Raw genomic sequence first — 24,197 nt, forward strand, 5'->3', positions numbered from 1 at the left:
TTTTGGGTGCGCTGGTCCCAAACAGCATTCCGGGCAATAAAAAAGGGAATCGAAAGATTCCCTTTTTCTATTTCATCAGCGGAGCTTATCCTAAAGCCACGCGTTTGAATTCTGTGATCTTCAGGTCAGCGCTTACGCTCTTCAGGAAGTCAGCAACGGATTTACCATTGTCTTTCACATAAGCCTGGTTGAGCAGGGTGCTTTCTTTGAAGAAGGCGTTCAGTTTACCTTCAGCGATCTTGGCGATCATTTCTTCAGGTTTGCCGGCCATTTTGGGATCAGCTTTCATCTGCTCCATCACGATATCTCTTTCGCGGTCGATGGTAGACTGGGGAACAGAAGAAGCGTCAACAGCTACAGGGTTCATAGCAGCGATCTGCATGGCTACATCTTTACCTGCTTCTGCCTGAGCCTGGTTCATACCTACGAGTACACCGATGCGGTTTGCACCGTGAATGTAAGAAGCAACATAGTCAGCATCTACGCGCTCGAACTTGGTGATACCGATCTTCTCACCTATGGCGGCGAGTTTATCGTTGATCATGTCAGCAACTTTAGCACCATTGATGGTAACGTTGTTCAGTTCATCAGCGCTTTTAACGTTGTTGGCAACGGCGGCGTCGATGATAGATTGAGCAAATGCGATGAAGTCAGCATTCTTGCTTACGAAGTCGGTTTCGCAGCTAACACAAACAGCGATGCCGGTTTTGTTGTCGGCAGTTGTTTTTGCGAGTACTACACCTTCTTTTGCTTCGCGGTCGCCACGGAGAGCGGCCACTTTAGCGCCTTTCTTGCGGAGCCAGTCGATAGCTGCTTCAAAGTCACCGTTAGTTTCGGTGAGGGCTTTGCGGCAGTCCATCATACCAGCGCCGGTCATTTGACGGAGCTTATTGATATCAGCAGCTGTAATAGCAACAGTTGACATATAATTAGATTGATAGTTGAAAAAATGAAATCCTCTCTGTGTCAGACAAAATTATCTGCCACCACCTGGTCTGCGGTTAGCGCCACCGCCACCGGGGCCACCTACACGGCGTTTCTGACCGCCGCCATGACCGCCTGTGCCACCTGGCCTGCGACCAGCACCACCACGTCCTGCTTCAGCTTCAGCTTCAGCCTGGATACGTGCTGCTTTCTTTTCTTTTTCATCATCAGCTACTTCTTCAACGTCTTCATCTTTGGCAGCCTGACGTTCAGCCAGACCTTCTGCGATAGCAGCAGTGATGTATTGAGTGATGATTGCGATAGACTTTGTAGCGTCGTCATTGGACGGGATAGCGAAATCAACTTTGTTGGGATCACAGTTGGTGTCTACCATTCCGAAGGTAGTGATACCAAGACGTTTTGCTTCAGCCAGCGCGATATGCTCATGACCGATGTCGATGATGAACAGGGCAGTTGGTACACGGCCCAGCTGAGCGATACCACCCAGTACTTTGTCCATTTTATCGCGGTCACGGCCTAAAGTGAGGCGCTCTTTTTTGGTAAGGCTTTCTGCGCTGCCATCTCCCAGCATTTTGTCGATGCTCTGCATCTTCTTCACGCTCTTGCGAACAGTGTTGAAGTTGGTGAGCATACCACCCAGCCAGCGTTCAGTAACATAAGGCATGTTCACTCTGCGTGCACATTCAGTAACGATCTCTTTCGCTTGTTTTTTAGTACCAACGAACATGATCTTTTTACCGCTGCGAGCGATCTGCTTCAGAGCAGCTGCAGCTTCCTGCAGATGTTCAGTGGTTTTATTCAGGTCGATGATGTGAATACCTTTCTTCTCAGCGAAGATGTAAGGCAGCATCTTGGGATTCCACTTCTTACGCAAGTGACCGAAGTGTACACCTGCATCAAGTAATTGCTGTTGTAATGAAGTGTTATTTTCCATTTTTTATTTGTCTTTTAGCTATCAGGCCGCAGCCATTAGCCATTTGAATTGAAAAATGTTGTTTAGGCTACTGTTAACGTTTGCTGAACTGGTAGCTACGACGAGCTTTCTTGTGACCGAATTTCTTACGCTCAACAGAACGGGGATCACGTTTCAGAACACCGGCTGCTTTGAGGGCAGGACGGAATTCAGCATTCAGTTCCAGCAGCGCACGGCCGATACCGAGCTTTGCAGCTTCAGCCTGGCCTTTCATTCCACCACCGGCAGCATTGATCTTCACATCATACTTATCAGCAGTTTGAGTGGCTTTTAAAGGAAGCTCAACCTGGTTTTGCAGGTAAGCGAGGGAGAAATATTCTTTATAGTCTTTGTCGTTCACTGTGATCTTACCGTTTCCTTTGCTGAGGAAAACCCTTGTCACAGCTTCTTTACGACGACCAATTGCATTTTTTTGCTTTTCCATGAATTCAATTTGACGATTTGAAAAGTTGAAATTTAGATGGATTTAAACTTTCAGATCCGTTACTTAAAATTTCAATTCTTTGGGTTGTTGTGCAGTGTGCTGATGCTCAGCGCCGGCATACACAAATAATTTCTTGATCATCTTGCGGCCGAGACGGTTCTTGGGGAGCATGCCTCTTACAGCGCGCTCAACCACCTGCTCTGGTCTGCGTTTCAGCAGTTCCCTTGCAGTTTCCGCTTTCTGACCACCAGGATATCCGGAGAAAGTCAGGTATTCCTTGTCGTCAATCTTGTTGCCAGTGAATTTAACCTTGTCTGCATTGATCACGATAATGTAATCTCCGGTGTCAACATGTGGCGTATAATATGCCTTGTTCTTACCACGAAGAACAGAAGCAATTTTGGCACACATGCGTCCCACGGTTTGATTGGTACCGTCAACAACAAACCAGTTGCGTTGTACGGTAGCCGCATTCGCATGTTTTGTAGTGAAATGAAGTTTGCTCATTTGTAAAAATGTTAATTGTGAAAACTATCCTGCTTCTTTCCTCCACCAACCTGGGGAAAATGGAAACAGGGTCGCAAAGGTACCAAAATCCTCTTCGAACAAACAAGAAACGAAGAAGATATTTTGGAGCGATGTTTTGTAATTAACTGATATTCAATAAAATTTTTGACGTGTTTTTATAGAAGTTGCGCCGGAAGCGGAAAATAAAGGGCAAAACAGGCGGGTTCTCAGGTTGCGGTTCGGCAAAGGATGTGCAACGCGGTTGTGAAATATACCGGCGCGGGAGGATATTTTTGGGCTTTTGTATGGAGAGATGAGGTTTGGGGAACTGAAGCCGGGCTTCTTCGCTTATATTTCGAAGACCGCTTATGCACATACCTTTGCCTCACTCCCCCGATAATGCATCAGTTGACCTAGCTTTTTTTGTGCACGCACTATTCCACACCGCTCTCATTAAACTAGAAAATCCACTTTTTTTCCAAACTCAGGCAATCATCAAATTTTTGTTGGACATGAAGACCACACAAAACATCCTTCGTTATTTTCATTTCATGTTGGTTCAATTCATCTCAATTTCCTTGCTTCTTCTTTTCTCAACTCCTAACTGATTTTCTTCATTGATACCACTGCATAATTCCAACCTGTTCTTTCATTTCAAACAGCAAGCCAACTCATCCCCTTTATTGATTTCCTTCAGCACTGATGCACCCGCGGCCACATAGCCGGCGAGGGGTATGAAACCAAAGCCCCATTATTATTCTCCCGCGCCGGTTTGTTTCAGCAGCCGTATTTTTCATATCCCGAGTCCGGCGAGTCTGGCGTAAATTAGAGGTATGTCATTGTTACTACTCAACCGCTCTGAATTCGGAGATCCCGCCAATGCAGGACGTCTCCTGTCAAACGAAGAAGCCAATCAGTTACTGGAAGAATGGGTGCCGAATGAACGGCTACGGCTCCATATGAAACAGGTGGCCGCCGTAATGAAGGCATGGGCTATTCTACGGGAAGGCGCAGACGAAATAACGGCCCGCAAATGGGAACAGGCCGGACTGTTACATGATGCCGACTGGGAAAAATATCCGAATGATCATTGCAGGGTTATTATCGAAGAACTGGAAAAAAGGAATGTAGATCCGGAGGTGATCCATTGCATTGCATCACATGGGCCGCGGTATTTTGGCGTGGAGCCGAATAACAAAATGGACAGGATGATCTATGTGTTTGATGAACTCTCGGGCTTTATCCATGCAAGCGCACTGGTGCGTCCTGCCAGGTATGAGGGAATGGATGTGAAGAGTGTGATGAAGAAACTGAAGACAGCTTCCTTTGCCGCGCAGGTGAACAGGGATGATATTACCGATGCCCTTTCACGTATCGATATTCCTCTGGAGGAGATCATTCAGTTCATCATCGATAATCAGCGGGATGTTGTGTAGGCTGAAGTTCTATCGTTCAAATCACTCAATTCGTTCACAAAAACAGACCGGTCAACAAACTCCCTGTGGCGTTTGCTGCCAGGTCTGTTTTATCCAATGCTCATGGTCTGGCAGATCCGGGACCCTGACCTGATTTGAATTAATTCTCTATTTCTGTGAGCTTATTGTTGCTTTTGGGTTTGGTTGCCCAGTCGGGATCGAAGCGATAAAGCTTGCCCGGTCTGTGCGGCACATCCTGTTCCAGTTCGTTCACATCTTCGAGCCATCCCATCAGGAAGAATTTCTTTCGGAAATTCCTTCTGTCCATTTTTACACCGAGAATGGCTTCATACAGGGCCTGCAATTCGCGAAGCGAAAATTTCTCAGGCAGGAGATTGAACACAACAGGGTGTTCATTGATCTTGCTCTGTAACTGCTTCAGGCAGGTATCCAGGATCTGCTGGTGGTCGAAGGCCAGTGTGGAGATCTCCCGGATGGGGTGCCAGTGCAGTTCGTTATGGGCCAGTTTCAACTGGTGGTCCTTGATATTGATGAGCGAATAATAAGCGGTGGTGATCACCCTTCCTGCAGGGTGGCGGTTCACTTCTCCGAAAGTATACACCTGTTCCAGGTACACATCATCCAGTCCGGTACGCTCTTTCAATACGCGGTAAGATGCATTGTCGAGATTTTCATCCGGCTTCACCAGGTCTCCCAGTAATGACCACTGGTCCTGGAATTCTTCGAGGTCGGATTTGATCAACAGTACTTTCAGTTCATTGTTGTCGAATCCAAAGATCACACAGTCCACGGAAATGGCTATCTGGAAATATTCCCTGTTTTCGGATCTTAATTGCTGAATCGTTTTCTGCAAAGCGGTTCCCATTATTTCAGAATTATGATTGTGGTTTTGAATAAACTACCATTGGCCTTCGATGAGCTGAATCATTCAACCATCAAAGGACGAACCAATTTTTTATCACCCATTAAAAGCTGTAAAAAATACATTCCTTTTGGAAGCTTTCCCCATTCAAATCCTGTAGTACCTAATGGAATACGGTGCACTCCTTTGGCTCTTACACCGCTGTACAGGTCCGCGATTCTTTGCCCATATATATTCGTCAGACTCAAAGACACTGAAGATCCGGCCGGTAATTCGAACTCGATCTGGCCTGACCTGCTGACAGGATTGGGATATACAACCAAACGAAAATTTTGATTAATAGTAGGTATCTCCGGAACTGGGGTAGGATTAGAGGCAATATTCCGGTTGATGTAAATCCGGTACTCGCCGGGCTGCAAGGTAATACTTTGTGCGCTTCCGGAAACAATTAATGGCTGTCCGCCAAAATATTCATACCAGGTGCCTGTGCGCGGAAAAGATACACCGGCGGTTTGCTGGCTTACTTCAAAATTGCCCACTACTACCAGGGAACTCGTGTCTGTAGCGATCTTCATCCATTTGAAGCCTGTGCTGAAGTCCTTTTCCAGCACTCCTCCCGCAAAAACATCCTTGTACAGAAAATGCTGTCTCAGTCCAAGTACTCTTGCATACACATCATACAGGTTTTTCCTGGCGGGCACAGTTTGATAATCCCATTTGATAGGCTTGGCATCTGTCCGGCATTCGTCTTTCACCGTTCCATCACCGCAGCGGTTGATACTGAAATCATATCCCAGTTCCCCGAATTGCCAGATCATTTTAGGGCCGGGCATCAGCATGCCGAATGCAGCTCCCAGCTCATTCCTCTTCAATGCTGTATTGAGGTCTTTGATATTGTAAGCGCCGTTCGTTCTTCCATAATTGATGTTTTTGTACATCAGTCTTTCTTCATCGTGGCTTTCCATGTACATCACAAGATGTTGCTTATCCCAGCCACGTGCAGTGCTGAGGCCCCAGCTGAAATCGGAATTCTGCATCCAACCCATGGTTGCCTCGTTGAAATTGTAGTTCAGGTTTCCCCAGAATAACATTCCATAACTGGCCAGTTCTTTTTCTTCGCTATTTTCTGAAAGATGTTCCAGGATCACGAAGGCGCCGGCGTTATGCTTCATGATGGTATCGTAATAACCTTTCCAGATAGTCACACGCGAAGCATCGTATTTGCTCCAGTTCTCCACTTCCTGCTGTGAGCTGCAGCCGCCTGTTGTGCAGGAGTTCTTCTGTGTAAATCCTTTACTCAGATCGAAACGAAACCCATCGAGCTTGTATTCTTTCAGCCAGAATTCCGTAACGCGACTCACAAAATAATGTGTGGCAGCAGACTCATGGTTCATATCGTAGCCAACATTGTAAGGGTGTTTTGCGGACGGGTTGAACCAGGGGCTATTGGCAGCCGGGCTGTTATTGGCGGCGTCCCAGTAGAGCTGCACCATCGGGCTCTGGCCAAATGAGTGGTTCAGCACCATGTCCATGATCACGGCAATGCCTTGTTTGTGACACTCATCGATAAATGCTTTCAGTGCATTCTTCGTTCCATAATATTTGTCGGGGGCGAAATAGAACGATGGATTGTATCCCCAGCTGAGATTGCCTTCAAATTCATTGAAGGGTAACAATTCAATAGCATTTATACCTAAACGTTTGAGGTAGCTGATCGTGTCTTTCAATGTGGTCCAGTCGTGGGCAGCAACAAAATCACGCAACAGCAATTCATACACGATGAGATTACGCTTATCCGGGCGGGTGAAATTATTGTTTTGCCAGTTGTACGCAGGGGCATTTGTTTGCAGTACACTCACGATCCCATTTGTTTTGCCTGTTGGATAAGGTTTGAGATTGGGATATGTGGTGGACGGGATATATGGATCATTGTTGGGGTCCAGTACTTTTTCCGTGTAAGGATCGGCAATGCGAAGTGTATTGTCGATTTCGAATTGATATGCGTATTCCGTGCCGGATGTCAGCCCGGTGATTTTCTTCCAGAACCTTTGCCCATCGGGTGTTTTGAACATTTGTGCGGCAGCGTTCTCCGTCCAGTTATTGAAATCTCCGAGTACAGTAGCTTTTGTTTTGTTGGGGGCGAAGAGCACCAGGGTAACTGAAGTGGGATCAGCGGGATCGTAGTTGATGCCATCGCGGACACCGGCAGGCAGTGGTTGTTCAGTAACGGGAGGAGATACAAAGAAATTGATGGTTTGGTTTTTGGTTACACCGCCATCTACATATTTCCCCACCAGCTCCTGGTTGCCGGAAGCTGTGATTGCAGGGTTGGCGGTGATCTCAGTGCCTGAGGCGACTGTTGCAATACTGTTTCCGTTGAATAAAAGTTCCAGCGCACTGGCCTGGTTCACGGCAAATTTCACAGGCAGGTTATCGCCCACCTGCTTTTGAATGGGAGACAATGATGGAGTAAAGTATGGCTCGTAAGGAGGTTGGATAAAGGATGCATGTTGATTGTTGTCATACACCTTCAGGTACATATCTCCTCCATTCAGCGCAGTATTGGCATTGGTCTGCTTCATGCTTCCGCTGCCATTGCGGAACAGGAATACGATATGGGAGATGGTTTCACCTGCGGGAACGCCCATCCAGGTGCGCAGGTTGTTGATCGTGTAATGATACCTGTTATTACCGAGGGAAGTGAGCTTTCCTTCGGGGGGTGTTGTAGCCCAGTCGAATTTTGAATGCTTCCAGTCGCCGTTGTTGGCGCTGGCGCTGGTGATAAGACCGATATGAATGTAGATATCTTCCGGGTTGGCATAATCCATCAGACCTTTATTGCCCTGTGTGCAATCAAGGGTGATTTCTATTTGTCCTGTTTCTTTGGGGAAGGCAGGGTTAACAGAAATCAATTGTGCCAATGCAGGCAGCACGGGCAATAGGAAAATGAACAACAACAATTTTTTCCTGATCATAGCAAGCCATTTGTTCCGGTAAGGATAATTATTTCAAAGAGGAGAAGGAAAACAGAGGGGGTATCCCCGTTATGATACACCCCTGTTTTTATTTGGCAATTTCTGCCGACTGTTAGTATACTTTATAGGTCCGTTTGTATTCGTCTATCTCAACGGTGTAATTGCCGGTGGTGGCCACACCTATATTGGCTCCACCTTCTTTGATATCACCTGTGAGCGGGCCGGGCTCATTGGCTGTGCTGCCATAATTGAAATCCCAGGTTCCTTTTTTCAGGAGGAATTTGAATTGTTTGGTACCGGTGAGAGGAATGTTGGTCCCTTTCCAAATGCCGTTGCCCTGGTAAGTAAGTTCAGGGAGATTGGCGTTTGCGTTATCCCATCCACCTTCTGTTGCATCTCCGATGAGATACATGTGAGCAGCTTCCGTAGTGTATTTAAGAGCTTGTGGATCGGTACCGTCCCAAACCAGCCTGGATACAGGAGATCCTGATGCTGTGATATTCCCTCCGGGGCTTACAAGCATTCCCGGTTTCTCTTCATCCATTCCAAAGATCCTGGTTTGATTTGGTTCTGCATCATCCCAGTTATTGCCATCATTGAATTTGAATTGTTTGGCGCCATCGGAATTAACCAGGAACATGAATTTATTATGAGCAACAGGGTATCCTCTCAGGATATTGTTCACGTCCCATGTTGGTTGTTGTACTTCACCAATAACGCCAGGCTGATTGTTTTGGATATATACTTTGTTCTTTGAAAGATCGATTGTAACACGATATACGCCATCGGCAGCAACACTGAAGTTTCCTGAACCCTGATTGAATCCTGTTTCATATTCTCCGTTGGACCCGCTGATGGGTCCGTATCCGCTGCCCCAGTCTCCTTTTGTTTTGAAGAATTTGAATTCATTACCTGCTTTCAATTTCAGGTAGGCATAGAACACTTTTGCGTAGCGTCCGGCGGCTTTGTCGGGAATGATCTGCAGGGGGTCGTCGATATTCCATTCAGACCATCCATCGATCTTTCCAACAACGTAAAAGCGGACCTGGCGCAGGATATTCATGGCATTATTCACATCGGACCACTGCACCCAGTCTCCGGAGATGGCCTGTACTGCCCATTTCAGGCGATTTTCTTTGGAAAGGTCGTCCTGATCGTTCTTGTCGAGGGAGTCGCTGAGTTGCTTGTAGGTCATCTTGAGTGCTGAATCAGATCCATTGTTATCTGAAGCTATGCTGAAAACCGGATCGGAAAAATCGCCATCTTCCAAAGCAAATACCACGCGGTATTTCACTGCGGGGCTGCCCGCGGCAGCTACAGATTTTTGCCATTTGAACTGATAGAAATCCGCAGTGGAAGTGGGATCTACAGTGGCTGTATTGATGATGGGCTCAGGTCCATAGAGCGTGAAAGGTGTTGCACCGTCTGTGAACCTGTTCAGTGTAAGCTGGAACTGGTCCTGCGAAAGCACCTGTGTTTCACCGTTAGAAGCCTGGATAGACCAGATAAGCTCTACGGAACCCTTGTTGGGAATACCTTTCGAGAACAGATAGAGGTCCATTTTTTCCTGCGTGATGGTCAGCGTGGTGGCTTTACCATCATTGTCTGCAGGAAGTTCAAATGTGTATTTACTGATATCTTCTCCTTTCTTTACGGCCACCCATTTGTAAGTGATCGGTTTGTCAACGCCGGGTTTGGCGGCAGTCCATCTGATCACCAGGGGAGCAGAAGGAGTTGCCGCATTCAGCGCGATATTAGAAGCAGTGGCGGGCGACTGAATACGGAAGGTCCCCGTTTCAATCCCTTCCCCAGTTATAGTTTTGTCATAATCAACTTTCTGGCAGGCGGCCAGCAGCAAGCTGAATACGATCAAACGGCAGGCAATTTGTATTGATCTCATGACATGTCAGTTATTGAAGTGAGATGCTTATTGTAAAGCATCAATATTTTTTTCAGTAGTTGTTCCGGTTATATTTACGTTGTTCCCGTTTACATCCTTTCCTGTTCCATCAAACCTGAAACTGAATTTGGAAGCCGTTTTTCCGGCAGGGATTGTCCAGGCAATATTTGGAATGAAAGAGTATGACCAAACCTTGTTGCCTTCGGCTTTCAGGTTCCATGTTTTTGCAGTGCCGATGGGATCGCCGCCTTCATCGTACAAACTCACAACAACCGTTTTGGGTGTCATGCGCTGTTCTGCAACTGTGGGCGCCAGGTCCTGGTGGAAATAAACAGTAGCAACATCTGAAGGGCTGACCCTGTTGGGAAACACGCGGAACGGAACAGGAATGAAAACGATGGGCTCGAAAACATAGTTGGGAGAGTTCCCTGATTGGGCAGTGCCATCCTGGTTCTTAACAAGGAATTGCCAGTGCAGGAGTTTTCCCGGTTCAAAACCGAACATGGAAGTTGGCAGGAATTTGTATTCAAATATATTGTTCCCCTTATTGGTCATTTTGGCTTCGGGTTTGGAAGAGCCCCATACGCCACCATTGGTAACGCCGTCCACTTTCGTGTATCCCGGCGCGTTATCATTAGCCCATATCCAGATATACAGGTCGGTTTTTCCAGCAAGCGATGCCACACTGCTCACGTCTATCGTAAATGTGATTTCATCTTCAGCAGTGAAGGTCTTCGGTTTAAATTCCACTGTATTGAATTGCGCCTGCAACCAGTTTGCGCAAAGCAAGGTTACTGTTAGAATGAATATTTTTCTCATTGCAATTCGTTTAGTTCTTTTTGAAATAATAATCGTACTGCAGCAATTGCTTTGAACCATCGCCTTTCACCAGGCGCAGGTGAAGCCTTCCGGTGCTTAAAGTGTTATAGGACCCCATCATCATTTTCACGGTATCGGTTCCCTTGATCAGGTTGAATTGCTTTGGGGAATTGGCATCATCCACTTCCCATTTTCCATCTGCCAGGGGAATGATCACCGGAGAAGATCCCGGTGTTGTGGTGAAGGTCCCGGGCTGATCTCCGTTCAGATCCAGGTTCAATTTGAATTGCGTGAAAGGAGCTACAGACGTTACATCCAGCTCTTTGTAAGGGAAATTGTACTTCACTGCATTGAGATCGGACTGAACCACTTTATCCAGTTGCCAGTTGCCCTGGATAAACTGGAACTTGTTTTGCGGCTCGCCGATATAGGGAAGTGACTCCGGTTTGCAACCAACGATGGTTGCAATGAGCGCGAACAATATGATGAATTTCGTTTTCATATTTAGCATTTTTACATCGTTGATTAGAAACATCCTCCTTCGGGATTATTGACAAAACTGGCATTACCTGCTTTTTCAATGTCCGGGAACTGCAGGATAAAGCCATTGCAGTTGTAGGGAGAACCGCGCCTGTCGATATTCTGATTATTCCTTACGCCAATACGTTTGATCTCATCGAGGCGGCTGCCTTCTCCGATGAGTTCCAGCTCACGTTCGCGGCGAGCGGTACTGATCAGGAGGGCGGCAGTAGCGCCACTCAGATCCGTTGAAAGTCCTGCACGGTCGAGAATATCATCGAGGTCCTGTCTTGCAACATCAAGTTCTTCACTTGAACCCAATTCGGCTGCAGATTCTGCGCGGATCAATTTGATCTCTGTAACAGAAATGATCTGCAGATCGAAACTGTTCATGTTGTATTTGGTGAGAACAGCATAATCAGGACTGCTGCTGGCTATAAGCCATGCGGCTCTCAGGTCTCCCGGTCTGCTGAAAAGTGTTCTGGTCTGGGGTGTATACTTCATTACAGGGTTGGGATTGTTATCGCTGCGGAATCGGCCGCGGATCTCGCCGCCAGGCTCGATGTTTCCCTGCCTGCTCTTGATGGAGAAAATGCCTTCTTTACTTTCCCCCAATGACCAGCGGTCCATTACATCGGCATCAAAGCTGAATGCAGCACCAGCCCTTTCAGCTTCTTCCATCACCTGGTTGGAGAATTCATAAGCTTTGGCAAAGTCATTCATCTGGAAATACACTTTTGCAAGAGCGGCCATAGCCGTGAATTTTGAAGGGTATTCGCCATTGTTGGGAGGCAGCAGGTTGGCTGCATCATTTAGGTCAGCGAGTATCTGTGTATATACTTCTTTTACTGAACTTCTGCCGAGCAGGCTGATGTCCGGAACCAAACGAACGGGAACGCCAGCCTGGCTATTGTCTGAAGTACTGCCATAAGGTTGTGCCCATAAACGCACTATTTCAAAAAGCATCAGTCCACGCAGGAATTTCGCCTCGCCTTCAGCTTTTGCTTTTTTGTTGTCGTCTGCATATTGCAGGTACTGCAACACTTTATTGGAGCGGTAGATGATCTGGTACATCTCCCTGTAAAAATCATTCTTGTAGGCTCCGAAGATGGAAGTCTTCCTGCGCCAGAGCTCTCCATTGTCTTCCGTAAGCAATGTTCCGTACAAGTGATCAGCCATCAGTTCTTTGATCACCCACATTCTTCCTCCGTACAACACATCTCCTGCAACAGTGGGGTAACAGCCATTGAGGAATGCCATCAGACTATCGCTATGGATCAAGGTTTTTTCTTCTTCCAGTTTTCCTGCAGGCGGCCGTTCCAGGAATTTTTTGCAACCAACCAGGCCCAGTCCGGCAGTGGCGATCAGTATTACGAGATATTTTTTGATATGGTTCATAACTGACAATACTTTATTGATTAGAAATTCACGTTTACACCGAATGTGAATGCCTTTTGCTGGGGCGGAGTGAGATATGTAACATTCGGGCTCATATTCCTGTCCTGCGCACTTTCAAAATCCCTGGCTATTTCAGGATCGCCGCCGGGATATTTGGTGAAGGTGAGCAGGTTCATTCCTGTAGCAAATACTTTCACGCCACGGACCCTTCCCGATTTGAAGAGGTCCGATGGGAGTGTATAGCTCAGCGTGAGTTCGCGCAGGCGAAGGAAATCCGCATCATACAGGAACAGGGTTGAGTTGTACTGCCATTCGCTGGAAAGCCCTGCGTAATTGGATGTATTCATTGTAAGCCTGGGATATTTTGCTATATCACCGGGTTTCTGCCAGCGGTCTGTAAGATCTTCCCGTATAACCCAGTCTGTTATGATTCCGTCCTGGCGCTTTGCAGATCCATCATAGAGGTTACCACCAATGGCATAAGTGAAGAGAACTCCCAGGTCGAATCCTTTATAAGTAAGATTACTGTTGAAGCCGCCTACATAGTCGGGTATCACACTGCCAACCGGCACGCGATAATCCAGCGAGAATGTCTTGGTGGTTTTTCCATTCCTGTCGAGCCAGATGGGGAGACCATCATTGGGGTCCACTCCGGCAAAACGCACCAGGTAATTGGTACCTACAGGATAACCTGGAATGATACGTGTATCGTTTGTTCCACCACCTACCGCGTCAGCCGTCAGCTGTCCGAGGCTGATCACTTCATTATAGTTCTTGCTGATATTTCCTCCAACAGTCCAACTCAGGTCTTTGGTCTCTATCACTTTGGCTGTAAGACTGAATTCAATACCACGATTGACGATCTTTCCACCGTCCAGGTTCCTCATTACGTTGGCAAAACCGACGTTTGGCTGGATAGCGCCATTCAGCAACTGGTCTACTGTTGTTTTATTGTAGTAAGCAATTTCACCGCTGATCCTGTTGTTCTTGAGTGAGAATTCCACTGCCACATCGAAATTGCGCATGGTTTCCCATTTGAGATCAGGGTTGCCGATATTATCAGGATAGAGCGTTGAATTTCCTGCAAACGGCTGTCCACCCGGAGACAACATGGAATAATACAAGCCCGAACCAAGACCTGCATTGCCCACAATACCGTAGCTGGCGCGGAGCTTGAGGAAACGGACTATATCGATATCCTTCATGAAATCTTCTTCAGTAATGATCCAGGCAGCAGATACTGCGGGGAAGAAGCCGTATTTGTTATTCGGCCCAAATTTGGAGGAGCCGTCTGAACGTCCTAACAATTGCAGCACGTACCGGTCTTTATATGTGTAGTTGATCCTACCGAAGAAGGAAACGAAAGTGTAAGCATCTCTCTCATCCATTTTTCTCAGACCTGCATCTTTCAGGGAATCGCGTACATGCTTGTAAAGTGATTTATTTTGCCAGAAAGGTTTATCGGTATACGTATATATATCACCGTTATAGTCTTTCTTTTTAAACTCCTGCGCTTCTGCACCTGCGAGAAAACTGAATTTATGATCATCTGTTGGACTCCAGTTATAGTTGGCGGTGATTGTTCCTGTAACATTCGTATTATGGAAGATATAACGTTTAGCAATACCCGGTACATCAGTACGGCCCATGTACAATGCAGATTCGAACTGATCATCGAAAGAGGTGAGGTAATCGATATTCCCAACTGCTTTAATGGTAAGGTCATTGATTGGCTGCCATTCCGCACCAACACTTCCCCAGTATTTGTTTTCCGTATTGCGCCATTTGGTTTGATCGCGACGGAACACCGGATTGGCGCCGCCCCTGAAATACTCTTTATCTGTAATGAAGATCGGGTAAATGGGAAGAGCAGTAGACATCGCATCTCCCAATCCTCCTGCCCATGCGGCCGGAACACGATGGTTATTGCCATTGTTCCAGGAAACGTTGAGATTGAATTTAAGATTCTTCAAAGCCTGGAAGTCGAGATTGGCGCGAACTCCAAGACGTTCATACGCATTCCCTTTGATATAGCTTTCATCTTTCCCGTAACTGGCGCCCACATAGCTTTTCAGCCATTTATTGCCGGCAGTCATACTCACGTTGTGCTCATTGATGAAACCGGTACGTGTCAATTCTTTCCACCAGTCTGTATTTGTATTTTCCGCCTGCTCCCAGGTAAGTCCGCCGGGAAGGGGCGCCTTGCCTGTATTGCCATCATTCTCCCATGCCTCCTGGCGCATTTGCAGCCATTCAGGACCGTTGAGGAATTTCGGACGAACAGCCCAGGTAGTGAAGCCAAAACGGTTGTTATAATTGAAGCGGGGCTTTCCTCCCTTTCCTTTTTTGGTAGTGATGAGCACTACGCCGTTTGCACCGCGGCTACCATAGATACCCGCTGCGCCTGCATCCTTGAGTATCTCTATGGATTCAATATCGTTGGGGTTGATAGTAGCCAGGGGATTCTGGTTTTGGCCGCCGCTGTTCCCACGCTGGAAAGGATCGGAGATGATCGGGACCCCATCCAGTACATACAGCGGATCACCACTCGCACTCACCGAGCCGATACCACGGATACGCACAACCGACCCGGAACCTGCCAGGCCACTTCCCTGCACCACCTGCACACCCGGAGCCCTTCCCTGAAGAGAAGCTTCAAAACTGGGTGTAGGCAATGCCGTGATCTTGTCTGATGTAACCTTGGCGATAGCGCCCGTTACTTCACGGCGGCGCTGCGTGCCATAACCGATCACCACCACTTCATTCATGTTCACGGAAGATGGTTTCAGGCTTACATTCACCACCAGCTGATCAGCGATGTTCACATCCAAACTTTCATACCCTACACCACTGAACACCAGGATAGCGGTATTGGCCGGAATTGTAATGGAAAATGTTCCCTCAGAAGTGGTGGAGGTTCCGCCGGCCCCACCCTTGGGTGTAACCGAAATGCCCGGGAGCGGGGCACCGTCTTTTTGATTCGTAACCTTACCGGTAATTGTTTTGTTTTGCGCCCATGTAGCGGAGGGTAGCGCCAGTAGCAGAGATAGGATCCCCACAAGCAGTCGATGTGGCATAAACAATCGTTCTTTTAGTTTTTGTTGAAATTGCGTACAATCTACACAATACAAAATGTGTAAATTGTACACAATTTAATTTAAATTCTTATTCTTCCAAAAAAAACTTAGCTGCCATAAATCAGTGCTGAACCAACGCCGTTAAGGTTTGTAAACCAATAGTAGTACTCCCAATTTACTGAATTTTATAATGCCTGATACGGATGCATCCCGGTTGAACTATTTTTGTTTACCTTATATTTTATATGTACTCCCCAGAACAAACAAAAGCATTGCAGCAGTTGACAGAGAGCCTGCTGAAGAAGGATGATAAGCATCCTGTGACAGTCAAAGAAATCGACCATCTCCGCGATGTGCTGAAATTCCATGAGCACAGGTACTATATTTTGAATGATCCGCTGGTGGCAGACCAGGAATATGATAAGCTTTTCAAATCCCTGGAAAAGCTGGAGCAGGCGCACCCGGAAATGATCACACCAGATTCGCCCACGCAACGCGTGAGCAAGGGCCTCACCAAAGACTTCCCGCCAGCCCCACACCTGGTGCCGATGCTTTCCCTGGATAACTCTTATAATGAAGAAGACCTGCGCGACTGGGACCGCCGCGTGCGCGAGCTGGCCAAATCAGACGACATAGAATATTGCATCGAGCCAAAGTTCGACGGGGCCAGCATTTCATTGATCTATGAGAACGACCTGCTGCTACGCGGCGCCACCCGCGGCAATGGCGTTGCGGGCGACGATATCACTACCAATATCAAACAGATCCGCTCTGTGCCACTCTCGGCAAAGTTTTCGGATTACGGTATCCAGCAGATAGAGATCAGAGGCGAAGTGCTGATCAATAAGAACAATTTCAAAAAATACAATGAACAGCTGATCGAGCAGAACCTGCCGCCACTGGCCAATCCGCGCAATGCCGCTGCCGGTACGCTTCGTATCAAAGACCCGAAGGAAGTAGGTAAGCGAAACCTCGAAGCCTTCCTCTATCACGTCAGCTACTACACTACCCTGCCTGGCAAAACGCTTGATGAATCGTTGCACACACATAGCGGTAATCTCAATATGCTTTGGGAGCTCGGCTTCCGCAGCCCCATGAAAGAAAAAAGAGTATTCAAGGGGATCGAAGATGTGATCGCATATTGCCGCGAGTATGAGGTTCACCGTGATGATCTGCCTTATGAGATCGATGGCATGGTGATCAAGGTGAACAACATCGATATGCAGGACCAGTTAGGCATGACCACACACCATCCGCGCTGGGCCATCGCTTTCAAATTCAAAGCGCGCCAGGCCACCAGTAAGCTACGCTCCGTTGAATATCAGGTAGGCCGCACCGGCAGTATCACGCCTGTGGCCAAGATCGATCCCGTAGCAATAGGGGGTGTTACCGTTAGTTCCGTGTCATTACACAATGAAGATGTGATCCGCGAAAAGGACATCATGCTTGGGGATACGGTGCTGGTTGAAAGGGCCGGTGATGTGATCCCCTATATCGTGAAGCCATTGGCGGAACTGAGAACAGGATTGGAAAAGAGGATCGAATTCCCCACCAGATGCCCCGTATGCGGGGACCCGTTAGTAAAGCCCGTAGATGAAGCAGTATGGCGCTGTAACAATATTAACTGTGAGGCACAAGTGGTGGAGCGCATCATTCACTTCACCAGTAAGGATGCGATGGATATCAGGGGACTGGGTGATGCCAATATCCGCAAATTCTATGAGCTGAAATTCCTGCTTGACGTGCCGGGCATCTACGAGTTGCCATTCGCGCAAATCAGCGCCAGGGAAGGATTTGGAGAGAAGAGCATCGCCAATTTACAAAGCGCTATTGAAGCCTCCAAAGCGCAGCCATTGCATCGCCTGATCTATGCACTGGGTATCCGCCATGTAGGTGAAACAACGGCCAAAACACTTGCTAACGCTGTCAAATACCTGCCGGAGCTGGCAGACCTTTCTATGGAAGACCTGCAGGCTTTGGAAGATATTGGTCCAAAAGTGGCCGGAAGCGTATACCAGTTTTTCCACAATTGGGACAATTTAGAAATGCTGAAAAAGCTCGAAAGTCTCGGATTGCAATTGAAAAATGACAAGGGCAATCTAACGGCGGAGGGCAACCTGACAGGACTAACGTTCTTGTTCACGGGAACCTTGCCAACGCTGAAACGCAGTGAGGCTGAGGAGATGGTGGAAACTAACGGTGGTAAGATACTGGGGTCCGTTAGCTCCAAACTCAGTTACCTGGTAGTAGGGGAAGACGCAGGATCCAAGCTGGAAAAGGCCAAAAAGATAGCAACCGTTAAGATCATCACAGAGGCGGAATTCCTGCAAATGGTTAACCGCTGATCGAATCTTATTATTGTTTTTTGATATTCGCAACTCTTTTTTTGTAACTTTAGCCAAAAGGAAAAGGCGATGATAAAAAAACTTCCAAACGAGGTGTGGAAACCACTTCAGTTTCCAGGCTGGAAACACCTCCGTAAAAAGTATGCGCTGTCATCTCACGGCCGCATAGCCAGCTATACAGAAGACGTAGTTGAAGACGGAAAATTATTGCAGGGTTCTCTGACCACCGGTTACAGAACACTCAATCTGCACCGTCCAGGCAACAATGGCACGTTGTACATACATCGTGAAATTGCACGACTCTTCTTGAAAAAAGCTTCACTGAAAGCGAAGTATGTGATTCACGATAATCACAACAAACTCGATAACAATGTGAAGAATCTGAGATGGGCAACACTTGAGCAAATGATCGAGCATCAGCAAAACAGTCCTGCGAAAATTGCCTACAAGAAAGTGCAGGCAAACCGCACGGAAGGACTGAAACTGAATGCCGGCCAGGTGAAAGCCATTAAGAAAACCCTTACGGACAAAAACCGGAAACTCACCATCAAAAAGCTCGCTGAGAAATACGGCGTCAGTGAAATGACGATGTATCGTATCAAGAGCGGTGAAAATTGGGGACGCATCAAAAACTAACCAGGTACAACTGCATTACAAGTGGTGTGAATAGAGACGGCGCTCTGACACACCACTTTTTTTATGCCCGCTCGTGAGCGGGTTTTACTTTTGCATTCTATGATACAATCATCTACCCTTACATTCTTCCGCCAGTTGCGGAAGAATAATCACAAGACCTGGTTTGATGCACATCGTGCGCAGTATGAGGCAGCGCGGAAAAACATTGAGGATTTCCTGCAGGCAGTGATCGATAAACATGGGAAGAAGGATCCTGATATCGCAGGGCTCACTGCCAAAAGCTGTCTCTATCGCATCAACAGGGATATTCGTTTTTCAAAAGATAAAACACCGTACAAATCACACCAGGCGGCTGGGATCACCAAAGGCGGAAAGAAATCTCCGCTCGCAGGTTATTACGTGCATATAGAGCCCGATGGCAAAACGATGGTAGCCGGCGGCATCTGGATGCCTGAAGCCGCAAACCTTAAAAAAATAAGGCAGGAGATCGACTACTGCTACGATGAATTCAACAAGATCGTCACAGCAAAAAAATTCGTCAACCAGTTTGGAGGATTATACCGCGGAGAAGATGTGAGCCTCGTGAAAGTGCCGCAGGGATTTGAGAAAGACAATCCCGCTGCCGAATACCTGAAATTCAAAAGCTGGCTGGCCAGTAGAGAATTCAGCGATGCAGATGTTACATCGAAAGATTTCCTGAAGAAAGTGACCGATGCTTTTGAGACGATGCAGCCATTCCTTCAATTCCTCAACAGGCCGTTGGAACATGATTGATCAGCCGCCTTTTAAAAAATCATGGTGTTACAAAAAACCCGGAGAGCTGCCAGTCGCTCGCGTCCCCGCGAGTGACCAGTATTTGTTCGCCTCCGGCGAACACTGCGTCGCCGGAGGCGACTAAATAAAAGTCACTCGCGGGGACGCGAGCGACTGGCAGCTCTCTGAACTTTTAGTAACATTACAACAATTGTTTGCTTACCAGATACTCAGCGATCTGTACAGCGTTGGTGGCAGCTCCCTTACGGAGGTTATCGCTCACGATCCAGAGATTGAGTGTATTGGGCTGTGTTTCATCCCTGCGCAATCTTCCTACAAATACTTCATCACGCTCATGCGCATCTTTGGGCATAGGGTATTGCGCAGTAGCAGGATCATCTACCAAAACCACTCCGGGAGCGGATTTCAGCAATTCCTTCACTTCGTTCAGATCGAAGTCGCTGGCAAATTCTACGTTCACGCTTTCGCTGTGACCGCCCATTACGGGGATACGAACAGTGGTGGAAGTAACGCGGATGCTTTCGTCGCGCATGATCTTTTTTGTTTCGAGGACCATTTTCATTTCTTCCTTGGTGTATCCATTATCGAGGAATACATCGATCTGCGGGATCACGTTGAGATCAATAGGATATTTATAAGCCATGGGGTATTCGCCATTGCTGCCTTTAACGGCTTTGTCGCGCTCACCCATCAGCTGGTCAACTGCTTTCTTACCGGTACCGGTAACACTCTGGTAAGTGGATACTACCACGCGTTTCACCTGGTATTTTTTATGCAGTGGATTGAGCGCTACTACCATCTGAATAGTGGAGCAGTTGGGGTTGGCGATGATCTTATCTTCCTTACCCAATGCATCTGCATTGATCTCGGGGACCACCAGTTTCTTGGAGGGGTCCATACGCCATGCGGAAGAGTTGTCGATCACAGTGATACCGGCTTCGGCAAATTTGGGCGCCCATTCCAGGGATGTGCTGCCGCCGGCTGAAAACAAGGCCACATCAGGCTTTGCAGCAATGGCGTCTGTCATGCTTACCACCTTGTATGCCTTTCCCTTATAGGAAACTTCTTTGCCTACTGATCTTTCAGAGGCTACGGGGAGGAGCTCAGTAACGGGGAAATTCCTTTCTGCGAGGATTTGTAACATTTTGGTGCCTACCAGGCCAGTGGCGCCTACAACTGCAACTTTCATTGTTATTTCTGATTGTTTTTTGGTGATGACTGTTTATAAAAATTTGTAATAAAAAAAGCCTTCCCCGGAGGGAAGGCCTTTTGATATTTTTAGTTTGCACACAAAACTATCCTGAAACCTTCCCGTTACTGGGACGCTTCTTCGTACGCTTTGTATACTTCATAATGTTTTGCATGAGGTGCCAAAAATAGTTCGCAATTGTTGTTGTAGCAAATATTTTTTTATGAAGTCCCTGAAACCGCCAATCCGGGCGCCAGACGCGCTTTCCATTAACGTTCGTTTGTTTTCCTCCCCAAAAAACTATCATCACCCCAAATCCAATCCTTCCTCTTCCCCGTATCTATCAATACGAACACTACAACGTACATGGACAAACGAAAGAATAAATCCTATTCTCTCACCCGGATATTTTGTCCATGTAAAAAAGTTCCCCATGCGATTCCTGCTTTTCATCACTCATTTTCTCATTTACATTCCCTGCATTTATTTTCTTCCCTGTTACCGGCTATACCGAAGTTCTGCATCACATTCCCTGCACAATATCCAATGCGGCAGTTTGCCCCTTTCTTTTTCAAAACCTGTACCGGTTAAGCTTCAATCAATCATCAGCCGTTACCAGGTAATTATCACCGAGATCATGGCGGACCCATCGCCTCCGGCAGGATTGCCGGAATATGAATACATCGAACTGAAAAATGCTTCTTCCATACCTATCGATCTCAAAGGATATAAATTGGGAGATGAAAGCAGCGCTGCCAGCTTCAACAGCAGTATCGTCATTCAGCCGGACAGCTTCCTGATCTGCTGCTCCAATACTGCAGCAGTGCAACTCAAAGCATTCGGTCCCTGCATTGGTCTTTCCAATTTCCCTTCCCTCGCTAATGAGAGCGATATCGTGCAACTGATCTCTCCTGAGAACAATATCATCCATGCCATTCAATACCAGGCTGGCTGGTATCGTAGCAATATCAAGGCCGAAGGTGGCTGGAGCCTGGAAATGATCAATACTTCCACGCCTTGTGCGGGTGGTTCCAACTGGGCCGCCAGTATTTCTCCCAACGGAGGCACCCCGGGCCGGGCCAATAGCCAGCTCCCGGGAGAAGCAGATCATCATCCCCCTTCCCTTTTACACACTTATGCTGTTGATAATAGCAAACTGGTTGCAGTATTCGACGAACCACTGGATAGTAACAGTTCCGCGCAACCGAATAACTACCGGCTGGGCAATTTGAAGCTGACACCCGCCTCCTGCCGGGCTTTGCCTCCTTCATTCAATACCGTTCAATTACAATTCCGGCAGTCAATGGAAGCGAATGAGGTCCAGTTGCTGACAGTACAACAGGTAAAGGATTGTGCCGGCAACAATATCGGAACACAGAACACGGCAAAGGCAGGAATCCCCGCTGCTGCTTTTCCGGGCGATATCATCATCAATGAAATCCTTTTTGATCCGCCACCGGAGGGAGCAGATTACGTGGAGCTCTTCAACAGGAGCAACAAGATCATCGACCTGCAAAATTTGTATTGCAGTAATCGTAATGATGCAGGCCGGCTGGTCAACACAAAACGTATCAGCTTCACACCATTCCTGCTTTTTCCAAATGAATATATTTTGTTCACAGAAAATCCCGGATGGGTCCAAAAACAATACAGGGTATTGGATCCAGGGGTTATCCGCACAACAGCCCTGCCTTCGCTTCCCAACGAAAAGGGGAGTTTTGTGCTAAGCGATATTTCCGGTGTTGTTTTGGACGAATTGGGTTATTCCGCTGACTGGCATTTTCCTTTGTTGTCATCACCTGAGTCCGTTTCATTGGAACGCATCGATCCATTGCAGGCCACGCAAGACAAACAGAACTGGCTTTCCGCTTCCGGCACAGCGGGTGGGGGTACGCCTGGTTATCTCAATTCGCAATTCAAGGCCGCTTTGCAGGGAAATGCAAACTTTCAATTATCAGCTTCTATCTTCTCTCCCGGCCGCGATGACCTGTTGCTCATCCGCTATCAAAACACAGTGCCAGGCACAGCAGGCACTGTGCGCATTTTTGACCTGGATGGAAAACCGGTCCGGCAACTGACGGCCAATGCCCTGATGGGCGCCAGCGGGCACTGGGCCTGGGATGGACTGAGCGAAACAAAACAATTGCTTCCCTCAGGGATCTATATCATACAGGTGCAATGGTTCAACCAGCAGGGCGGATCGGGAAGATGGAAGAAAGCAGTGGCAATGGTAAGGCGCTAACGGGGAGCCACAGTCGCTCGCCTCCGGCGAGTGACTGCTATTTAGTCGCCTCCGGCGACGTGGTGTTCGCCGGAGGCGAACAAATATTACTCACTCGCCAGAGGCGAGCGAGTGCCCCCCGATATTGCAAAAGGGCTGACCACAGGCCAGCCCTTTTGAATTCGTGTATTGATACTGGTTATACCAGCTCGATATCAAAGTTCACCAGGTTCACAAACTGTTCGATCCTGGTATGGATGTCTTCAGCTGTGATCTCTTTTAAACGCTCGGGACCAAATTTCTCCACGCAGAAAGAAGCCATAGCAGAACCTACAATGATGGCAGTTTTCATATTCTCAAAAGATATGTCTTTGGTGCGGGCGATATGTCCCATGAAACCTCCGGCGAATGTATCACCGGCGCCGGTAGGATCGAATACATCTTCCAGGGGAAGTGCAGGTGCGAAGAAAACCTTGTCTTCATGGAAGAGGAGTGCACCATGCTCCCCTTTCTTGATGATCAGGTATTTCGGTCCCATGTTCATGATGGTTTTGGCTGCTTTCACCAAAGAGAACTGACCGCTGAGCTGTCGGGCTTCACTGTCGTTGATCATGAGTACATCCACCATTTTCAGCACTTCTTCCAGTTCAGGCATGGCTGATTCCATCCAGAAGTTCATGGTGTCCATCGCAATCAGTTTAGGACGGACCTTCATTTGTTCGATCACATTTTTCTGAGTGACCGGGTGAAGGTTGCCCAGCATCACGAACTCTGCATCACGGTAGCTTTCAGGCAGTACAGGATTGAAGTCGGCTAGTACATTGAGGTCAGTTACCAGGGTATCCCGGGTATTCATGTCCATATGATAACGACCGCTCCAGAAGAATGATTTCTTATCCGGTACAACTTCCACACCATCGAGCTGAACTCCTCTTTTGGTGAGGCTATCCATTTCTTCTTTGGGAAAATCGAATCCCACAATGGATACCTGCTGGATCGGCTTAACAAAATTGCTGGCGGCATAAGCCACATAAATTGCGGAACCACCTACAATCTGGTTCACTTTTCCGAAAGGAGTTTCTATAGCGTCAAAGGCCATGGTGCCTACTGCGATCAATGACATAATCTGGATTTATTATTAATGAATTAGAACAAAAAATTTCGCAAACGTACAGGAATTTTCGCAGCATCGGAAAC

18 protein-coding genes are annotated in these 24,197 nt (G+C 47.4%); 5 read left to right on the forward strand and 13 right to left on the reverse strand.

Going from position 1 to position 24,197, the window contains the following annotated elements:
- Positions 1-85: 85 nt before the first annotated feature.
- From tsf to rplM, 4 genes are all read right to left on the reverse strand, one after another.
- Entirely contained in the window at positions 86-925 is an 840-nt protein-coding gene (gene tsf, locus D9Y29_RS25100; protein WP_127133004.1) for a translation elongation factor Ts, read from the reverse strand.
- 51 nt (positions 926-976) lie between these two features.
- Complete coding sequence (gene rpsB / locus D9Y29_RS25105; RefSeq protein WP_127133005.1) at positions 977-1,879, reverse strand: 30S ribosomal protein S2; 903 nt, start codon at positions 1,877-1,879, stop codon at positions 977-979.
- Positions 1,880-1,952: 73 nt separating this feature from the next.
- A complete protein-coding gene (rpsI, locus tag D9Y29_RS25110) occupies positions 1,953-2,342 on the reverse strand; it encodes a 30S ribosomal protein S9 (RefSeq protein ID WP_127133006.1) in 390 nt (129 codons plus the stop codon).
- A gap of 63 nt (positions 2,343-2,405) precedes the next feature.
- Positions 2,406-2,849 (reverse strand): 50S ribosomal protein L13, encoded by a 444-nt coding sequence (gene rplM / locus D9Y29_RS25115; protein ID WP_127133007.1) that lies wholly within the window; start codon positions 2,847-2,849, stop codon positions 2,406-2,408.
- Positions 2,850-3,682: 833 nt separating this feature from the next.
- Between rplM and D9Y29_RS25120 the strand changes: the two genes are divergently transcribed.
- Positions 3,683-4,285: a hydrolase gene (locus D9Y29_RS25120; protein WP_127133008.1), complete on the forward strand. Its 603-nt coding sequence runs from the start codon at positions 3,683-3,685 to the stop codon at positions 4,283-4,285.
- A 139-nt stretch (positions 4,286-4,424) separates the two neighbouring features.
- Here the strand turns inward: D9Y29_RS25120 and D9Y29_RS25125 are convergent, their stop codons facing one another.
- The 7 genes from D9Y29_RS25125 to D9Y29_RS25155 all read right to left on the reverse strand — a co-directional run bounded on the left by D9Y29_RS25125 (position 4,425) and on the right by D9Y29_RS25155 (position 15,835).
- Positions 4,425-5,150 carry an NUDIX hydrolase gene (locus D9Y29_RS25125; protein ID WP_127133009.1) on the reverse strand — a complete coding sequence of 242 codons (726 nt, stop codon included), beginning with the start codon at positions 5,148-5,150 and terminating at the stop codon, positions 4,425-4,427.
- Positions 5,151-5,209: 59 nt separating this feature from the next.
- Complete coding sequence (locus tag D9Y29_RS25130; protein WP_127133010.1) at positions 5,210-8,122, reverse strand: alpha-amylase family glycosyl hydrolase; 2,913 nt, start codon at positions 8,120-8,122, stop codon at positions 5,210-5,212.
- Positions 8,123-8,234: 112 nt separating this feature from the next.
- The gene (locus tag D9Y29_RS25135; RefSeq protein WP_127133011.1) at positions 8,235-10,022 is read right to left on the reverse strand and encodes a SusE domain-containing protein; all 1,788 of its coding nucleotides are present in this window, start codon (positions 10,020-10,022) and stop codon (positions 8,235-8,237) included.
- A gap of 27 nt (positions 10,023-10,049) precedes the next feature.
- Entirely contained in the window at positions 10,050-10,841 is a 792-nt protein-coding gene (locus tag D9Y29_RS25140) for a hypothetical protein (RefSeq protein ID WP_127133012.1), read from the reverse strand.
- A gap of 10 nt (positions 10,842-10,851) precedes the next feature.
- Complete coding sequence (locus tag D9Y29_RS25145; protein ID WP_164735546.1) at positions 10,852-11,343, reverse strand: DUF5004 domain-containing protein; 492 nt, start codon at positions 11,341-11,343, stop codon at positions 10,852-10,854.
- 23 nt (positions 11,344-11,366) lie between these two features.
- Positions 11,367-12,758 carry a RagB/SusD family nutrient uptake outer membrane protein gene (locus D9Y29_RS25150; RefSeq protein WP_127133014.1) on the reverse strand — a complete coding sequence of 464 codons (1,392 nt, stop codon included), beginning with the start codon at positions 12,756-12,758 and terminating at the stop codon, positions 11,367-11,369.
- A gap of 20 nt (positions 12,759-12,778) precedes the next feature.
- The gene (locus D9Y29_RS25155) at positions 12,779-15,835 is read right to left on the reverse strand and encodes a SusC/RagA family TonB-linked outer membrane protein (protein WP_127133015.1); all 3,057 of its coding nucleotides are present in this window, start codon (positions 15,833-15,835) and stop codon (positions 12,779-12,781) included.
- 245 nt (positions 15,836-16,080) lie between these two features.
- Between D9Y29_RS25155 and ligA the strand changes: the two genes are divergently transcribed.
- The 3 genes from ligA to D9Y29_RS25170 all read left to right on the forward strand — a co-directional run bounded on the left by ligA (position 16,081) and on the right by D9Y29_RS25170 (position 19,590).
- On the forward strand, positions 16,081-18,180 hold the full coding sequence (ligA, locus tag D9Y29_RS25160; protein ID WP_127133016.1) for an NAD-dependent DNA ligase LigA: 2,100 nt from the start codon (positions 16,081-16,083) through the stop codon (positions 18,178-18,180).
- 69 nt (positions 18,181-18,249) lie between these two features.
- Complete coding sequence (locus tag D9Y29_RS25165; protein ID WP_127133017.1) at positions 18,250-18,816, forward strand: helix-turn-helix domain-containing protein; 567 nt, start codon at positions 18,250-18,252, stop codon at positions 18,814-18,816.
- 99 nt (positions 18,817-18,915) lie between these two features.
- Positions 18,916-19,590 carry a DUF2461 domain-containing protein gene (locus D9Y29_RS25170; RefSeq protein ID WP_127133018.1) on the forward strand — a complete coding sequence of 225 codons (675 nt, stop codon included), beginning with the start codon at positions 18,916-18,918 and terminating at the stop codon, positions 19,588-19,590.
- 181 nt (positions 19,591-19,771) lie between these two features.
- Here D9Y29_RS25170 and D9Y29_RS25175 read toward each other — a convergent pair whose 3' ends face one another.
- Positions 19,772-20,779: an aspartate-semialdehyde dehydrogenase gene (locus tag D9Y29_RS25175; protein WP_127133019.1), complete on the reverse strand. Its 1,008-nt coding sequence runs from the start codon at positions 20,777-20,779 to the stop codon at positions 19,772-19,774.
- Positions 20,780-21,212: 433 nt separating this feature from the next.
- On the opposite strand from D9Y29_RS25175, the gene D9Y29_RS25180 reads away from it, so the two are divergent.
- Positions 21,213-23,021 (forward strand): lamin tail domain-containing protein, encoded by a 1,809-nt coding sequence (locus D9Y29_RS25180; protein WP_164735547.1) that lies wholly within the window; start codon positions 21,213-21,215, stop codon positions 23,019-23,021.
- A gap of 178 nt (positions 23,022-23,199) precedes the next feature.
- On the opposite strand, the gene D9Y29_RS25185 is transcribed toward D9Y29_RS25180, so the two are convergent.
- Entirely contained in the window at positions 23,200-24,123 is a 924-nt protein-coding gene (locus D9Y29_RS25185; RefSeq protein WP_127133021.1) for a PfkB family carbohydrate kinase, read from the reverse strand.
- Positions 24,124-24,197 lie beyond the last annotated feature (74 nt).

The organism is Pseudoflavitalea rhizosphaerae, from assembly GCF_003991355.1.
Lineage (GTDB): Bacteria > Bacteroidota > Bacteroidia > Chitinophagales > Chitinophagaceae > Pseudobacter > Pseudobacter rhizosphaerae.

Excerpts from the sequence above, each read along its gene's own strand:
- tsf (WP_127133004.1), bottom strand. The coding sequence starts at position 925 with ATGTCAACTGTTGCTATTACAGCTGCTGATATCAATAAGCTCCGTCAA.
- rpsB (WP_127133005.1), bottom strand. The coding sequence starts at position 1,879 with ATGGAAAATAACACTTCATTACAACAGCAATTACTTGATGCAGGTGTA.
- rpsI (WP_127133006.1), bottom strand. The coding sequence starts at position 2,342 with ATGGAAAAGCAAAAAAATGCAATTGGTCGTCGTAAAGAAGCTGTGACA.
- rplM (WP_127133007.1), bottom strand. The coding sequence starts at position 2,849 with ATGAGCAAACTTCATTTCACTACAAAACATGCGAATGCGGCTACCGTA.
- D9Y29_RS25120 (WP_127133008.1), top strand. The coding sequence starts at position 3,683 with ATGTCATTGTTACTACTCAACCGCTCTGAATTCGGAGATCCCGCCAAT.
- D9Y29_RS25125 (WP_127133009.1), bottom strand. The coding sequence starts at position 5,150 with ATGGGAACCGCTTTGCAGAAAACGATTCAGCAATTAAGATCCGAAAAC.
- D9Y29_RS25130 (WP_127133010.1), bottom strand. The coding sequence starts at position 8,122 with ATGATCAGGAAAAAATTGTTGTTGTTCATTTTCCTATTGCCCGTGCTG.
- D9Y29_RS25135 (WP_127133011.1), bottom strand. The coding sequence starts at position 10,022 with ATGAGATCAATACAAATTGCCTGCCGTTTGATCGTATTCAGCTTGCTG.
- D9Y29_RS25140 (WP_127133012.1), bottom strand. The coding sequence starts at position 10,841 with ATGAGAAAAATATTCATTCTAACAGTAACCTTGCTTTGCGCAAACTGG.
- D9Y29_RS25145 (WP_164735546.1), bottom strand. The coding sequence starts at position 11,343 with ATGAAAACGAAATTCATCATATTGTTCGCGCTCATTGCAACCATCGTT.
- D9Y29_RS25150 (WP_127133014.1), bottom strand. The coding sequence starts at position 12,758 with ATGAACCATATCAAAAAATATCTCGTAATACTGATCGCCACTGCCGGA.
- D9Y29_RS25155 (WP_127133015.1), bottom strand. The coding sequence starts at position 15,835 with ATGCCACATCGACTGCTTGTGGGGATCCTATCTCTGCTACTGGCGCTA.
- ligA (WP_127133016.1), top strand. The coding sequence starts at position 16,081 with ATGTACTCCCCAGAACAAACAAAAGCATTGCAGCAGTTGACAGAGAGC.
- D9Y29_RS25165 (WP_127133017.1), top strand. The coding sequence starts at position 18,250 with ATGATAAAAAAACTTCCAAACGAGGTGTGGAAACCACTTCAGTTTCCA.
- D9Y29_RS25170 (WP_127133018.1), top strand. The coding sequence starts at position 18,916 with ATGATACAATCATCTACCCTTACATTCTTCCGCCAGTTGCGGAAGAAT.
- D9Y29_RS25175 (WP_127133019.1), bottom strand. The coding sequence starts at position 20,779 with ATGAAAGTTGCAGTTGTAGGCGCCACTGGCCTGGTAGGCACCAAAATG.
- D9Y29_RS25180 (WP_164735547.1), top strand. The coding sequence starts at position 21,213 with ATGCGATTCCTGCTTTTCATCACTCATTTTCTCATTTACATTCCCTGC.
- D9Y29_RS25185 (WP_127133021.1), bottom strand. The coding sequence starts at position 24,123 with ATGTCATTGATCGCAGTAGGCACCATGGCCTTTGACGCTATAGAAACT.